This window comes from Mesorhizobium sp. M0518 (assembly GCF_040321125.1).
Lineage (GTDB): Bacteria > Pseudomonadota > Alphaproteobacteria > Rhizobiales > Rhizobiaceae > Mesorhizobium.
The window spans coordinates 101,031-116,198 of record NZ_JAMYQY010000020.1 but is presented as its reverse complement, the minus strand read 5'-3'; the positions used below and the strand labels follow the sequence as shown (position 1 = coordinate 116,198).

10 protein-coding genes are annotated in these 15,168 nt (G+C 65.4%); 2 read left to right on the top strand and 8 right to left on the bottom strand.

Features of this window, described 5'->3' with window-relative positions; genetic code table 11:
• Window positions 1-2: 2 nt before the first annotated feature.
• Window positions 3-1,463, bottom strand: a complete 1,461-nt coding sequence (locus tag NKI66_RS25465) for an outer membrane protein assembly factor BamB family protein (protein WP_352753412.1) — start codon at window positions 1,461-1,463, stop codon at window positions 3-5.
• 252 nt (window positions 1,464-1,715) lie between these two features.
• Here NKI66_RS25465 and NKI66_RS25460 point away from each other — a divergent pair, with 252 nt between their 5' ends.
• The gene (locus tag NKI66_RS25460) at window positions 1,716-4,385 is read left to right on the top strand and encodes an ATP-dependent helicase (RefSeq protein WP_023813108.1); all 2,670 of its coding nucleotides are present in this window, start codon (window positions 1,716-1,718) and stop codon (window positions 4,383-4,385) included.
• A 283-nt stretch (window positions 4,386-4,668) separates the two neighbouring features.
• Here NKI66_RS25460 and NKI66_RS25455 read toward each other — a convergent pair whose 3' ends face one another.
• The 5 genes from NKI66_RS25455 to NKI66_RS25435 all read right to left on the bottom strand — a co-directional run bounded on the left by NKI66_RS25455 (window position 4,669) and on the right by NKI66_RS25435 (window position 9,655).
• Entirely contained in the window at window positions 4,669-5,718 is a 1,050-nt protein-coding gene (locus NKI66_RS25455) for an ABC transporter permease (protein ID WP_023813109.1), read from the bottom strand.
• The gene (locus NKI66_RS25450) at window positions 5,715-6,512 is read right to left on the bottom strand and encodes an ATP-binding cassette domain-containing protein (RefSeq protein WP_023813110.1); all 798 of its coding nucleotides are present in this window, start codon (window positions 6,510-6,512) and stop codon (window positions 5,715-5,717) included. The genes NKI66_RS25455 and NKI66_RS25450 overlap by 4 nt, the downstream gene beginning before the upstream one ends.
• A gap of 89 nt (window positions 6,513-6,601) precedes the next feature.
• Window positions 6,602-7,615 carry a substrate-binding domain-containing protein gene (locus tag NKI66_RS25445; protein WP_023813111.1) on the bottom strand — a complete coding sequence of 338 codons (1,014 nt, stop codon included), beginning with the start codon at window positions 7,613-7,615 and terminating at the stop codon, window positions 6,602-6,604.
• 103 nt (window positions 7,616-7,718) lie between these two features.
• Window positions 7,719-8,627: a sugar phosphate isomerase/epimerase family protein gene (locus NKI66_RS25440; protein ID WP_352722477.1), complete on the bottom strand. Its 909-nt coding sequence runs from the start codon at window positions 8,625-8,627 to the stop codon at window positions 7,719-7,721.
• Window positions 8,624-9,655 carry a Gfo/Idh/MocA family protein gene (locus NKI66_RS25435; protein ID WP_023813113.1) on the bottom strand — a complete coding sequence of 344 codons (1,032 nt, stop codon included), beginning with the start codon at window positions 9,653-9,655 and terminating at the stop codon, window positions 8,624-8,626. The genes NKI66_RS25440 and NKI66_RS25435 overlap by 4 nt, the downstream gene beginning before the upstream one ends.
• A gap of 196 nt (window positions 9,656-9,851) precedes the next feature.
• On the opposite strand from NKI66_RS25435, the gene NKI66_RS25430 reads away from it, so the two are divergent.
• On the top strand, window positions 9,852-10,877 hold the full coding sequence (locus NKI66_RS25430) for a LacI family DNA-binding transcriptional regulator (protein WP_128303515.1): 1,026 nt from the start codon (window positions 9,852-9,854) through the stop codon (window positions 10,875-10,877).
• A gap of 142 nt (window positions 10,878-11,019) precedes the next feature.
• Here NKI66_RS25430 and NKI66_RS25425 read toward each other — a convergent pair whose 3' ends face one another.
• On the bottom strand, window positions 11,020-12,573 hold the full coding sequence (locus NKI66_RS25425; RefSeq protein ID WP_128303514.1) for a trimethylamine methyltransferase family protein: 1,554 nt from the start codon (window positions 12,571-12,573) through the stop codon (window positions 11,020-11,022).
• 12 nt (window positions 12,574-12,585) lie between these two features.
• Window positions 12,586-14,997, bottom strand: coding sequence for a GcvT family protein (locus NKI66_RS25420; protein WP_128303513.1), 2,412 nt, complete (start codon window positions 14,995-14,997; stop codon window positions 12,586-12,588).
• Window positions 14,998-15,168: the final 171 nt, after the last annotated feature.

Genomic DNA, 15,168 nt, shown 5'->3' with positions numbered 1-15,168 from the left:
CCCTACTTCGGCAGCGCGTAGGCCATCACATAGTCCCCAGGCTTGGTGCCGACTGAACCGTGGCCGCCGGCGACGATGACCACGAACTGGCGGCCGTCGGCGACCGTATAGGTCATCGGCGTCGATTGCCCGCCGGCCGGCAGCCGCGCCTGCCACAGCTGCTTGCCCGATGTCAGGTCGTAGGCGCGCAGATAGTCGTCGACCGCGCTGCGCCCGGCGCCGAGCTGGTCCGGCGTCTGGTTGCCGAGCGGCACGTAGAGCAGGCCGAGCTTCTCGTCGGCGCTCGGCGTCGACCACATGTTGGGCGAGTTGGCGGTATAGGTCTGGCCGGCCGGCAGCGGCGTCGTCTGGTCCGGATTGCCGGAATCCCAGTTCCACACCAGCGCGCCGGTGGCAGCGTCGTAGGCGCGGATGACGCCGGACGGCTCCTGCGTCGAATAATTGTCGTTGACCGCGCCGCCGACGATGATCTTGCCGCCTGATATCAGCGGGGCCGAGGTCGAGTAGTAATAGCCCGACTTCGGATAGGGCATGTTGGTCAGAAGGTTCAGCGTGCCGCCCTCGGCAAAAGCCGGGCAGACCTGCCCGTTGGCGGCGTCGAGCGCGATCAGCCGCGCATCCGAGGTCGGCAGGTAGACGCGGGTCGCACAGGGCTGCCCGGCGGCGCCGGCGGCATCGGCGTAATAGGCCACGCCGCGGCAGGTCTGGTGCTGGCGGTCCTTGTCGAGCTTGACCTTGGGATCGAAGCGCCATTTCTCCTTGCCGCTCGCGGCATCGATGGCGATGGCGAAATTATGCGGCGTGCAGATGTAGAGCGTGTCGCCGATCTTCAGCGGCGTCACCTGATAGGTGGTCTCGCCGACATCGTCGGGACCCTTCACATCGCCGGTCTGGTAGGTCCAGGCAGGCTGCAGCTTGGCGACATTGTCCGGTGTGATCTGGTCGAGCGGCGAATAGCGCTGGCCGAACTGCGTGCGGCCGTAATAGTGCCACTCGCCGGCCGGCACATCATTGCCGAGATTGGCGTTGGCGACCACCTTGTCGGTGCCGAGTTCGCCGGCAATGTCCTTCGGATCTGAGGTCATCGAATAACCGGCGACAGCCAGTGATGCCAGCACGGCAAGGATCAGCGGTGCGCGCCCGTCAGGGCCGGCAAGACCCCGCCTCGCCCATGGCGTCAGCAGCCACAAAGCGAGAAGCACGATGATGCCGCCGCGCGGTCCGAGTTCCCACCAGTCGAAGCCGGTTTCCCAGACCGCCCAGGCCAGCGTGCCGAGCACGATCACCGCGTAGAGCCACAGTGCGGTGGACCTGCGCCGGTAGAGCAGCCAGGCGGCGATCAGGAAGGCAAGGCCGGCAATGACATAGTACCAGCTGCCGCCCAGCATCGCCAGGCGGATGCCGCCGCCGCCGAGTGCCAGGCCGATGAGGAAAAGAATGAGGGAGGTGATGGTGACAGCCAAGATGATACTCCTTCGACTGTTGCGCTTCGCGGCGCGGCCATGGCAACCCGGCATTGCGTCGCTGCCCGAAGCACAACTTTCTCCTGACGGTCCCGCCTGTCAAGCACGGGCCTCAAGCGCAAGCCGCAATGGTCCATCGCAATTGGGATAACATCGACCGCAGTGGGAGCGCGGGGCAGCAATCGGGCACTTTAGCGGAACAAAACGTAGACAGTTCTGGTCTTTCCCCACCGAATCACTACATTCGGGGCAATGTCCGGCTTTTCCGAAGACATGCCCTTTTTCGACGAACCCAATGCGCGGCCCACGGCCCCGTCGGGCATCGCCGCGCGCGCCATGGCTGCCCGCAGCGGACACAACAACGCACCCGACTATCTGAAGGGCCTCAACCCGGAGCAGCGGCTAGCTGTTGAAACAACGGAGGGGCCGGTTCTGGTGCTGGCCGGTGCCGGTACCGGCAAGACCCGCGTGCTCACCACGCGCATCGCCCACATCCTCGCCACCGGCAAGGCGTTCCCGTCGCAGATCCTCGCGGTAACCTTCACCAACAAAGCCGCGCGCGAGATGAAGATCCGCATCGGCGTGCTGATCGGCGAAGGCGATGTCGAGGGTATGCCATGGCTCGGCACCTTCCACTCGATTGGCGTCAAGCTGCTTCGCCGCCATGCCGAACTCGCCGGTTTGCGCTCCGACTTCACCATCCTCGACACCGACGACGTCGTGCGGCTGATCAAGCAGCTGATCCAGGCCGAAGGTCTGGACGACAAGCGCTGGCCGGCCAAGCAGTTCGCCCAGATGATCGACGGCTGGAAGAACAAGGGGCAAGGCCCGGCCGACATCGCCGAGGGCGACGCCCGCGCCTTCGCCAACGGCAAGGGCCGCGAGCTCTACAAGGCCTATCAGGAGAGGCTGAAGACGCTGAACGCCTGCGATTTCGGCGACCTGCTCTGCCACCCGATCCGCATCTTCCGCGCCAATCCGGACGTGCTGAAGGAATACCACAAGCGCTTCAAATACATCCTCGTCGACGAGTACCAGGACACCAACACCGCGCAGTACATGTGGCTGCGGCTTTTGGCGCAGAGGCCCGATTCCGGGCGCGCGTCGACATCGACGGACCTGCGATCGGCCGAAGGCCGCAAGCCCGACCGGGCGTCGGCCGGCCAGGCCGCCCCCGCGGAGGCCAGCGAACGAAGCGAGCGCGCGGCCGTGAGCGACAACAAAGTCAACATCTGCTGCGTCGGCGACGACGACCAATCCATCTATGGCTGGCGCGGCGCCGAGGTCGACAACATCCTGCGCTTCGACAAGGATTTTCCCGGCGCCACCATCATCCGGCTGGAGCGCAACTACCGCTCGACCGCGCACATACTGGGGGCCGCCTCCCACCTCATAGCCCACAATGAGGGCCGCTTCGGCAAGACGCTGTTCACCGACCGCAACGATCCCGAGGACGGCAAGGTGCATGTCCACGCCGCCTGGGATTCCGAGGAGGAAGCCCGCGCCGTCGGCGAGACGATCGAGACCTACCAGCGGCAAAAGCACAATCTCAACGACATGGCGATCCTGGTCCGCGCCTCCTTCCAGATGCGCGAGTTTGAGGACCGCTTCGTCACGCTCGGCCTCAACTACCGCGTCATCGGCGGTCCGCGCTTCTATGAACGCATGGAGATCCGCGATGCGCTGGCCTTCTTCCGCGTGGTGGCGCAAGGCGCCGACGACCTCGCCTTCGAGCGCATCGTCAATGTGCCCAAGCGCGGCCTTGGTGAAGCCACCATCCGCCAGATCCACGACACGGCCCGCGCGCTGCGCATCCCAATGCTGGAAGCCGCCGCCAAGCTGGCCGAAAGCGACGAGTTGAAGCCGAAGCCCCGCGCCGCCTTGCGCGAAGTCGCGGCCAATTTCGAACGCTGGCAGAAGGCGCTGGAAACCACGCCGCACACCGAACTCGCCGAGACCATTCTCGAAGAGAGCGGCTACACCGACATGTGGAAGAACGACCGCTCGGTCGAAGCGCCCGGCCGGCTGGAGAACCTGAAAGAGCTGATCCGCTCGATGGAGGAGTATGAATCGCTGCGCTCCTTCCTCGAGCATGTCGCATTGGTCATGGACGCTGAGCAGAACGCCGGGCTCGACGCCGTCTCGATCATGACGCTGCATTCGGCCAAGGGCCTCGAATTCGAGACCGTCTTCCTGCCCGGCTGGGAAGAAGGCCTGTTCCCGCATCAGCGCGCGCTGGACGAAGGCGGCCGCTCCGGACTGGAGGAAGAGCGCCGGCTCGCCTATGTCGGCCTGACCCGCGCCAAGAAGAACCTGCATCTGTGGTTCGTCTCCAACCGCCGCATCCACGGCCTGTGGCAGTCGACCATCCCGTCGCGCTTTCTCGACGAACTGCCGGAAGCCCATGTCGAGGTCGCCGAAAGCGGCAACAGCTACGGCGGCTACGGCAATTCCTACGGCGGCGGTTCTTTTGCCTCCGGCCGTGGCGGCCAGGGGGCAGGACGGCAGAACCCCTATGGCGCCTCGCGCTTCGACAATGTCGGCGCCGACACCGAAAAATCCGGCGCCTTCTCCAACACCTATGCGACGCCGGGCTGGCAGCGCGCCCAGGCCAACCGCACCGAGGCGACCGACCGCAACTGGGGCTCGCGCTCCGGCCACCAGGTCGAGCGCATCGGCTATGGCGAAACCGACTCCGGCTACGGCGCCGGCCGCACCTCGGTCAAAGGCCGCACCATCGACGGCGAACTGGTCGCCAAATCCGTCTCCGACACGCCATCCGCCTTCAACGTCGGCGACCGCGTCTTCCACCAGAAATTCGGCAACGGCAACATCTCGGCCATCGAAGGCAACAAGCTGACCATCGACTTCGACAAGGCCGGCCAGAAGCGCGTGCTGGACGGGTTCGTCGCGGCGGTGTGAGCGGTTGCTTGCCCTACAAGCGACCATTCTCTGGCGGAAGCCCCCACCTTCGTCATCCACGGGCGGAGCAGGAGCGAAGCGACGTCGCGGAGACCCGAGGATCCATGCCGCGACCTTCGCCCAGAAATGCAGCGGAGCAGAATTCCACAACCGGAGCGGTACTTTTAAGTCGCGGCATGGATCCTCGGGTCTGCGCCGCGTCGCTACGCTCCTTGCTTCGCCCGTGGATGACGAAATGATGGGCGTCCGCGCAAGGCATGCGGTCCGCCAACGAAACAGCCCCTCACCGATACCGCGCCTGGTTCCACTTATGCCCCAGCAGTGACAGGATGATGATCAGGCCGTTGAAGAACTGGACGTAAAAGCCGCTCAGGCCTGCCGCCACGACACCGGTCTGGATGAACGACACGGTGACGGCGCCGATGGCGCCGCCGACCACGGTGCCGATGCCGCCCCAGGTCGGCGTGCCGCCGACGAACACCGAGGCCAGCACCGGCAGGAGATAGCCGTCGCCGGCGGTCGGCCACCAGGTGAAATTGATCATCACCGAGAAGGTGCCGGCGATCGCAGCACCAATGCCGACGAAGACGAACACTTTCACCCGCACGCGCTTGACGTCGATGCCCATCTGCTGGGCGCTGTCGGGGTTGTCGCCGACCACCCTCACCTGCGCGCCGAAGCGATGGCGGTTATAGAGCATCGCCGACAGCACGACGAAACCGATGGCCCAGAAGATCTGCACCGGAATGCCCAGCAGCTGGCTTGAGAAGATCGTGTAGGCCCAGCTGTCGCTGAGGCTGGTCAGCGCCATCGACTTGCCTTCGTTGATGATCTGGATCAGGCCGCGCAGCAGGAAATTCATGCCGAGCGTGGCGATCAGTGAAGACAGCCCGCCATAGACCACCAGCGAGCCTACCAGGAAGCCGAGCAGCATGCCGGTGACGAGCGCCGCGGCGATGCCGAGAAACGGATCGTAGCCGGCCTGCACGACCAGCGCGAAGACCCATGAGGCGAAGCCCATCGTTGCCGGAAACGACAGGTCGATCTCGCCGCAGGTGACGACGAACACCAGCGGCACCACCACGAACAGCGCCACCGGCAGCGTCGTCAGCACCGAGCGGTAGAGATACCAGGTGGTGAAGACGGTCGGGTTGGCGATCATGAACACCGCCATCATGACGATGAACACGGCGAGCGTGCCGAGCGCGGCACGGTTGTCGAGGATGAAGCCGCGCATCCAGTGATCGGATGGGTGTTTCCACTCTTTCTGGGCACTGGGGCGGGGAATGCCGGCGGACGGCTCGTGCAGGTCGGGCTCCATGGTCTTGCTCATCGTGCTCTCTGCTCCGCGTCGCCGGCATCGTGCAGCCCGGCCAATCCGCCGGGATGCGCGACCTCTTCCATGAAGTTGATGAGATCTTCGGCCGACTTGACCTCGCTGCGGTCGGTCGTCAGTGCGACCTTGCCGCGGTCGAGCACGACGAAGCGGTCGGCGATGTCGAAGACATGATGGATGTTGTGGCCGATGAACAGGATCGAGCGGCCGCTCGCCCGCACCTGGCGCACGAAATGGAACACCTTGGCGGTTTCGGTCAGCGACAACGCCGTCGTCGGCTCGTCGAGGACGATCAACTCCGCCTGCTTGTAGATGGCGCGGGCGATCGCCACGCCCTGGCGCTCGCCACCCGAAAGCTGGCCGACGATCGACTGCGGCGTGAACACTTTCGAGGTGAAGCCGATCTCGCGCATCAGCCGGCTTGCCTCCTCGATCTCCTTGTTGACCCTGAGAAAGCCCAGGAATCCGGTCAGCTCGCGGCCCATGAAGATGTTGCGAACGATGGTCTGCTGCACGGCCAGCGCCCGGTCCTGGAACACCGTCTCGATGCCGGCCTCGCGCGAACGCGCGGCGCTCCACCCGGTCACCGGCTTGCCGCGCACGAGGATTTCGCCACTGGTCGGCTTGACCACGCCGGAGAGGATCTTGATCAGCGTCGACTTGCCGGCGCCATTGTCGCCGAGCAGGCCGACGACCTCGCCGCGGTCGACGCTGAGATTGACCCCGCCCAGTGCATAGACCTGGCCATAGGATTTGCTGATGTCGCGCAGTTCGATGAGGCGTTCTGCCATCGGATCCTCGCTTTGATTGTCGCTTGCCGGCTTCGTCGCCAGCGGTCCCACCGGCCGGGGCCTGAGATCCCGGCCGGCGGCTTGGGAGGTCAGCGCAGCGCCTGCTTGGCGAGCTCGGCGACGATCTCGTAATTTTCGGGCGTGACGAAGCCGGCGCCGGTGTCGACATTCATCGGCGCCAGCCCCAGCACCACCTGCTGGCAGAGGCTGAGGATCGGCAGATAGCCCTGCAGGAACGGTTGCTGGTCGGCGGTCAATTGCACCCAGCCGCCCTTGAAGCCCTCGACGATCTGCGGACTGGTGTCAAAGCCGAAATTGAAGATCTCGCCCGCCTTGCGTCCCGCCGCCTGCATGTAGGTCGAGACATTGCCGAGCATCTGCCCGCCGGGATAGCCGACCGCCTTGACGTCGGGATTGTTGAGCAGCGCCGCGGTGATCACCGGAATGGCCAGATTGGGATCGGACGCCCATTCGCCGCTCGGCGGCGAGGACAGCTGGATGACCTCGACGCCGGCCTCCTTGAGCGCCGCCACCGTGCCGCGCTCACGCGCGCCGCGGGCCTCATTCTCGAACGGGCCGATCATGATCGCCTTGTCGCCGGCCTTCAGCTTGCCGAGCTTGAATGCCTCGGCGCCGAGCGCGCGGCCCTGTTGCTCCTGCTGGGCGCCGACATAGCCGCCGCCGAACGCCGCCGTCACCGTTGGCACCGGCACGTTCTGGTACATCATCTTGATGCCGTCCTTGTGCGCCTGTTTGGCGAGCGGCATGATCGACGCGTCGCCGGGGTGGCCCATCATGGCGATGCCGTTGGGCTTGACCGCAATGGCCTCGCGCAGTTGCTGCACCATCTTTTCGATGTCCCACTGGGAGAAGATGTAGTCGACCTTCGGCCCGAGATCGGTCTCTGCCTGCTTGGCGCCATTATAGACGATGGTGCCGAAAGCGTCGCCCTCGGCGCCGCCGACGAAGAAGCGGATGTGGACATCCTTGCACCATTTGGCGTCGAGCGCCTGCGCGGGCAAGGTGGAGATCGCAGCGGCAAGCACCGTGGCGGCGGCCACGACGGTCGAGCGCAGAACGGTCCTTCTCATCGTCATGCTCATGCACTTATCCTCCCTTTTTGTCCTCGCAAGCGAGGGGTTTCGACATTCGCTTCGGCAATGCGCGCTACAGACATCCCGGCCGGCTCCTCCCGCCGGCCGATCCTCACATCGGGTTCGGCAGGTAGCTGGCCCCTCCCCGGCATTGCTTAAGATATTCCAGCGCCCGCACCTGGCCGGTGATCTCGAGGTCGCCGCGATAGACCGGGTCGTGCCAGCCTTCGATATCGATGGCCCCCTTGTAGTCGGCCAGTCGCAATTCGCTGATCACCCGGGTCCAGTCGCTGTCGCCGAAACCGGGCGTGCGCATCTGCACGAAGGGCAGTCGGCCGAACACGCCATGCTCGCGGATCACGTCCCAACGCACCGTCGCGTCCTTGCCGTGCACATGGAAGATGCGCGGCGCCCATTTGCGGATCTGCGGCATCGGATCGATCAGATAGACGAGCTGGTGGCAGGGCTCCCATTCGAGGCCCAGATTGTCGTCCGGCACTTCGTTGAACATCATCTCCCAGGCGTCCGGATTGTGGGCGATATTCCAGTCGCCGGCGGCCCAGTTGCCGTCCATGGCGCAGTTCTCGAAGGCGATGCGGACGCCCTTGTCGGCGGCGCGCTTGGCCAGCGGTCCCCAGACCTCCTTGAAGCGCGGCAGGCTGTCCGGCAGAGGCTTGCCGCGCAGACGGCCGGTGAAGCCGCTGACCATCGAGGTGCCGAACAGATGCGCGTTGTCGATCACCGTCTCCCAGGCCTTGAGCACGCCGCGGTCGACCTCGCCGTCTTCCAGCGGATTGCCGAACACGCCGAGCGAGGACACGGTGACGTCGGCATCGCCGATCGCCTCGCGGATCTGGCCGGCGAGAAGCGGCAGGTCCTTGCCGCCAAGCGTCTGCCAGAAGAAGGGTTGGATGCTCTCGAAGCCGAGCGGCAGGATCTGTTTGACGTAAGCCGCCGGGTCGTCGAGATTGGCCCGCACCATGGTGCCGATCCGGATGTCGAGAAGCGGGTTCGGCGTCATTGTGCGTCCTCTGCGATTGTCACGCGGCGGCCGGTCTCGGCGCTTTCGATGGCGCCGAAAACCATGGCCAGGCTCTTGATGTTGTCGGCGCCGCGCGTTTCCGGCTCGGTGCCGGTCTCGATGGCGTCCACGAAATCCTGGAGAATGCCGAGATGGCCGCCGACGCGATCGGACGCATCGAGCGGCGGCACCGCGATCGGCTGGGTTTTGTCGAACATTCCGTCGCGGCCCGGCATCACTGCTTCTGCCCTCAGGTCGTCATGACCGTCCCAGATGAGGCTGCCGCGCTCGGCGACGATGCGCCATGTACTTTCCCAACTGGTGCGGAAGCCGGCGGCGCACCAGCTGCCGGCATAGGTGAAGACCTTGCCGCGGCCGAGATCGAAGACGGCGCTGGCCGACGATCCCTGCCGGTACCAGGAATTGGCCGGCTCCCATTCCTGGCAATAGACATTGGCCGGCTCGCCGGCGACCATGTAGCGGGCGGCGTCGAAGGTGTGGATCGCCATGTCGAGCAGCAGCACATGCGCCATCTCCTCGCGAAAGCCGCCGAAATGCGGCGCGACGAAGAAGTCGGCGTGGATGCTGGTCGGCGTACCAATGGCGCCGGAATCCAGGAACCTGCGGATGCGCCTGACATCGGCGACATAGCGGCGGTTCTGCACGACCGCATGGATGCGCGCGGCGCGGCGCGCGGCCTCGACGATGGCGCGCGCATTTTCCCGACTGTCGGCGAGCGGCTTTTCCGTCAGCAGATGGCAATTGTGGGCAAAAGCGGAAAAAGCGACTTCGCGCCGGGCGGCTGGAACCACCACGTCGAACACCGCTTGCGGTTTGGTCTGGTCGAGCACGGCGTCGAGATTGCTGCCGATGAAGGCATTGGTGAGATCGTATTCGCGCGCCCTCGCCCGTGCCCTCTCGGCATCGATATCCACGAGGCCGACAAGGGTGAGCCCGCGGATCTGCCTGATGGCATCGAGCCAGGCCTTGCTCATCGCTCCGCAGCCGACCAGGACGACATCGATCATCCAGCGCTCCTCCTCCGCTCGGTCCCTCCAGACCGATCGTCACGGCATCCACGGCAGGACCGTAAACGTTTTTCCGTAAACGTTTACGAGAACACACCCGAAGGCGTAGAATGTCAATTGGCCGTTGGCGAAAATCGTCCTGTCGCCTTGGCCTGAGCGGCTACCGGTGCTAGCCAAGCAAGGGGAGTACAGTCACTTGGCATCCAGCATTCACGACCTTGCCCGTCACTTGAACATATCGATCGGCACGGTGTCGCGAGCGCTGAACGGTCGCGCCGATGTAAATGCCGACACGCGCCAGCGCGTGCTCGAGGCGGCCAGGACGCTCAACTATTCGCCGAACCAGTCCGGCCGCAGCCTGAGGCAAGGCGCCACCCATTCGATCGCCTTCATGCTGCAGCCGCATCCCGGTGACCAGCAATATGGTGAGCCGTTCTTCATTCCATTCCTGATCGGGCTGCAGGCCAGGCTTGCCGAAAGCGGGCTCGACCTGACCGTGGTCATGGGGGCGCCAGGCGACTACCAGCAGGAGCGCCTGCGCCGTGTCGTCGAAACGCGCCGCGCCGACGCGGTGCTGCTGGCCTGGACGCGGCGCGAGGACGAGCGCATCGACTATCTCACGCAAGCCGGCTTTCCCTTCGCCACGCTCGGCCGCAGTCGCTCCGGGGCCAAGTCCTATCCTTCCCTCGACCTCGATTTCGAGAAGGCCGGCGCCGACGCCGTCGACCGCCTGGTGGCGCGCGGCCACCGCCGCATCGCAGCCGTCCGTCCGTCGCTCGACCTCAACTTCGGCTATTTGTTCCTGGCCGGCTACCGCAAGGCCCTAAAGCGGCACGGCATCGAGATCGACCCCGAGCTGATCGCCTCCGGCTTCATCAACGAGGCCGGCGGCTACGAGGTGACGCCTCAGGTGATGCGCTCCAAGGCCCCGCCGACCGCCATCATCTTCAACAATGACGCAATGGCGCTGGGCGGCTGCAAGGCGCTGGCCGAGATGGGCATCAGGCCGGGTCAAGACATGGCGGTGACCGTCATCGTCGACACGCCGCTCTGCCGCTATTTTTCCCCGGCGCTGACCGCCTTCCGCCCGGCGCTGGAGCCAATGGGACAACGCCTCGCCGAAATGCTGCTGGCGTCGCTTCCCGCCTTCGCCGGCCCGGAGGGGCCGCGGATCATCCGCGAGGTCTGGCCGCTGGAGCTGGTCGCACGCGACAGCGATTGATGGTGGCAGCAGGACCGCCGATGTCGTCCTCCCCTCAAACAGCACACCGGTGCCGCAGTGCACCGGCCGCAACCTTGAATGCGCGGGAGGCGCTGTAGGCTCCGGATCGCGCCACAACCAGGGCGATCAGCGAGAGCCGGCCTTAAGACACCGGCGCCGCTCCGCCCTCTGCCGTGCGCCGCGCGATAAACTCATCCAGCACGCCGGCGGTGGCGGCAGCCGTTGCCGGCGGCGCGAAATCGGAAAGCACCCGCCTCCAGACGCCGGTGGCGCGCTCGCTCGCCGTCTTCGACCCACTTTGCGTCCAATTGCCGAAATTCGACCAGTCGGCCACCAGCGGTTCGTAGAAGGCGGTGCGGTAGCGCACCATGGTGTGGCCGGCCGAGAAGAAATGGCCGCCCGGCTGCACCTCGGCGATCGCCTCGAAACCGATGGCATCGCTGTCACCCGGGGTTACGGCACAGAGTTCAGCCACCGTCTGCAGCGCCTCGATGTCGGTGATCAGCTTCTCGAAGGAGACACTGAGGCCGCCCTCCAGCCAGCCGGCGGCATGGATGCACATCGTCGCCCCAGCCAGTACCGAACCCCACAGCGCGAACTGCGTTTCGTGCGCGGCCTGCGCATCCGAGATGTTTGCGGCACTGCCGCCGCCGGACCGCCACGGCAGTCCGGTGAAGCGCGCCAGCTGGCCGGCGCCCAGCGTCGCCTTGACATGCTCGGGCGTACCGAAGGCCGGCGCACCGGATTTCATGTCGACATTGGAAGAGAACGAGCCATAGACGACCGGCGCACCCGGCCGCACGATCTGCGCCAGCGTCAGCCCGGCCAGCGCTTCGGCGTGCTGCAGCGTCAACGCGCCGGCCACCGTGATCGGCGCCATGGCGCCTGCCAGGCAGAACGGCGTGATGACGGAGATTTGGCCCGCGCGGGCGAAATCGATGATGCCTTGCGCCATCGGGATGTCGAGCTGGCGCGGCGAGTTGGTGTTGATGACGGTGTAGCAATATGCATTTGCCAGAAACTCGTCCTGCGACAGGCCGCGCGCCAGACGAAGCATCTCGAACCCGTCCTGGACTTGCGGCGTGCCGCGCGCGAAGACGAATGGAAACTTGTCCGACAGCGTCAGCTGCGCGCGGTTGACGGCATAGTGCCGAAAGCGGTTGTCGACATCCTGCGGTTCGATGCAGGGCCCCAGCATATGCAGCACGTCGAAATGCTGCACCAGCCGCATGAGATCCTCGAAATCCGCCAGTGTTCCCGGCCGCCGGCCGCGCTCGAGATCGGTGACGTTCGGCGCCCCGCATCCGGCCAGGAAGGTCATCGAGCCGAGCTCCAGCGTCAGATCGCGGGCGCGCGAACCGGCGTGAGCGTGGATCGATCTCGGCGCCGAGGCGAGTGCCGTCGTCACCATGTCGCGCCCGATGCGCACCATGTCGGTGTCCGGATCGACCAGCGCGCCGGCGCTGGCGAAAAGCTCACGCGCCTGCGGCAGCAGCACCTTGATGCCGAGCTCTTCCAGCACCCGCAGCGCGGTGTCGTGAATCGCGGCCACCTGATCGTCCGAAAAGATCGGCTGCGGCAGGAACGGGTTCTTCAGCGAATGGTAATTCGGCCGGCGGCTGCTTTCGCTGCCGGCCTCGCCCGTGCGTCCACGCCGGCGTTCGCGCCTGCCATCCCGTGCCGCGTCATCGACCATCGGAAATCCTCCTCATTGCCGCATTGCCTTGCCCTCGGGATCGTAGGGCGAGGCCGCGACGACATGCGCCGGCCGTTCCTCACCCACGACATTTACGGAGAGCGCGGTGCCCTCGCCTGCAACATCGCGGTCGACCAGCGCCAGCGCCAGGCTCTTGCCGACCGTATAGCCATAGCCGCCCGACGTGACGAAGCCGACGCGTCGGCCCTGATACCAGACCGGCTCGAAGCCGCTGGCGTCGGCGTCGAACGCATCGATTTCCAGGGTCACAAGGCTTTGGCCGCTACCGGCCTCGCGCTGTTTCAAGGCAGCTTCGCGGCCGATGAAGTCGCTCTTGCCGAAAGCGATGAACCGGTCGAGACCGGTCTGGCCCGGCGTGTAGCCTTGCGTGAATTCGCGCGACCAGATGCCAAAGCTCTTCTCCAGCCGCAGCGCATTGAGCGCATAGTAGCCGATTTCGGCAAGGCCCAGATCCTCGCCAGCGCCCAGCAGCGTGTCGCGCAGAGTGGCATGCATGGTCACGGGGCAACTGATTTCGAAGCCGAGTTCGCCTGATATCGACAGCCGCGCAACACGTGCCTGCACCATGCCGATATCAAATGCGCCGCAGGCCATGAACGGCAGCGCTGCGCCGGAAACATCCTGATGCGTCGTTCGCTCCAGTATTTTGCGCGCGTTCGGCCCGGTCAGCAGAAAGCCGCTCATCGTGTCGGACAGGTCGGCGACGGTGACGCCTTCAGCCGCATGGCTCTCGAACCAGCGCATGTGGAATTCCCGGAGATAGTAGGAGCCCATCAGCCAATAGCTGCCGCCGCCCCAGTTGAAGACGGTGAGGTCGCCCTTCAGCCGTCCGTCAAGACCGAGCATTGGCGCCAGGCCGGCCCGTCCGGGTTTCGGCAGCTTGCAGGCGAGCAGCCGGTCGAGCCAGGCTTCCGCACCTGGCCCCGCCACCGCATAGCGCGAATAGGCCGAGATATCGACGAGACCGGCGGCGCGCCGCACCTGCAGCGCCTCGTCGCCGACGATGTCGAAGGCGTTGGAGCGCCGCAGCGTCGTGTTCTCGGCAAATCCCATCGGCGCGAAATAGGCCGGGATTTCCAGCCCCCAGGAAGCCGTCCATTCGCATCCCGCGGCCGTCATGCCGTCATAGGCGCCGGGGCGTTTCAGCGGCCGGCCGGCGGGCAGCCGTTCATTGGGAAAGGTCATGACGAAGCGGCGCGAATAGAACTGGCGCGTGGTCTGCTTGAGATATTCCCGGTTGGCGGCGAAGGCGCCGTAGCGGGCGATGTCCATGCCAAAAATGTCGGCCTGCGGTTCGCCGTAAATCATCCATTCGGCCAGCGACTTGCCGACGCCGCCGCCCTGGCTGAAACCGGCCATGACGCCGCAGGCGACCCAGTAATTCTTCAGCCCCCGCACCGGCCCGACAATCGGATTGCCGTCCGGGGTGAAGGTGAAGGCACCGTTGACCCATTTGCGGATGCCGGCAGTCGCCAGGCAAGGGAAGCGCTCATGCGCCTTGGCGAGTTCCGGGCTGATGCGATCGATGTCTTCCGGGATCAGCTCGATGCCGTAGTCCCATGGCGCACCATCCATGTTCCAGTGCTTCGGATTCTGCTCGTAAACGCCCAGCAGCACGCCCTTGCGCTCCTGCCGGAGATACGAAAAGCCATCGAGATCGACGGCGATGCCGATTTCCCTGTCCAGCGCCGCGATCTCGGGAATGTCCTCAGTGATGAAATAATGGTGCTCCATCGGCGTCACCGGCAGGTCGACGCCGGCCATGCGGCCGAGCTGCTTTGCCCACAGCCCGCCGGCATTGACGACATGCTCGGCGATGATGGTGCCCTGCTCCGTGATGACATCCCAGCGACCGTCGGCGCGCGGCTTCAACTCGACGACCCGGTTGCGCAGGATGATGTCGGCGCCGCGCTTCTTCGCAGCACCCGCATAGGCATGCGTCGTGCCGTACGGGTCGAGATGGCCTTCGTTGGAATCATGCAGCCCGCCAAGCACACCGGTGACGTCGACGATCGGGCAGATCGTCTTGATCTCATCGGGCGTTACCAACCTAGCGGTCTCGATGCCGACCGACTGGAACACCGCCCAGGCCGATTTCAGCCACTCCCAGCGCGCGGGATCGCTGGCGATGTTGACGCCGCCCTTCATGTGCAGGCCGATATCCCAGCCGGATTCGGCCTCGATCTCCCGGTAGAGATTGATGGTGTAGTCCTGCAGCGCCGCCACGTTGGGATCCGCGTTGAGCGAATGGAAGCCTGCCGCCGCGTGCCACGTCGAACCGGCCGTCAGTTCGGCGCGCTCGATCAGCGCCACATCCCTCCAGCCGAACCGCGTCAGGTGATAGAGCACCGAGGCTCCAACCACGCCACCTCCGATGACGACTGCGCGGTAGTGCGACTTCAAGGCTTCCCCTCCACGGTTAGTCCGAAGGCTGGAGCATATATTCACTGGACATAAGTGTCTAGTGCCGCGCGCGCGCATCGTTTTTCGTCGACCGCCGGCATGCACCGCGCGCTGTCACGTAAGCATCATGTTCGCGCCGTAGACCGCGTTTCGGGGAGGCCTGCGCGGCAT

Bases quoted from the DNA above. Each gene is read 5' to 3' on its own strand.
- NKI66_RS25460 (WP_023813108.1), top strand. From the start codon at position 1,716: ATGTCCGGCTTTTCCGAAGACATGCCCTTTTTCGACGAACCCAATGCG.
- NKI66_RS25455 (WP_023813109.1), bottom strand. From the start codon at position 5,718: ATGAGCAAGACCATGGAGCCCGACCTGCACGAGCCGTCCGCCGGCATT.
- NKI66_RS25450 (WP_023813110.1), bottom strand. From the start codon at position 6,512: ATGGCAGAACGCCTCATCGAACTGCGCGACATCAGCAAATCCTATGGC.
- NKI66_RS25445 (WP_023813111.1), bottom strand. From the start codon at position 7,615: ATGAGCATGACGATGAGAAGGACCGTTCTGCGCTCGACCGTCGTGGCC.
- NKI66_RS25440 (WP_352722477.1), bottom strand. From the start codon at position 8,627: ATGACGCCGAACCCGCTTCTCGACATCCGGATCGGCACCATGGTGCGG.
- NKI66_RS25435 (WP_023813113.1), bottom strand. From the start codon at position 9,655: ATGATCGATGTCGTCCTGGTCGGCTGCGGAGCGATGAGCAAGGCCTGG.
- NKI66_RS25425 (WP_128303514.1), bottom strand. From the start codon at position 12,573: ATGGTCGATGACGCGGCACGGGATGGCAGGCGCGAACGCCGGCGTGGA.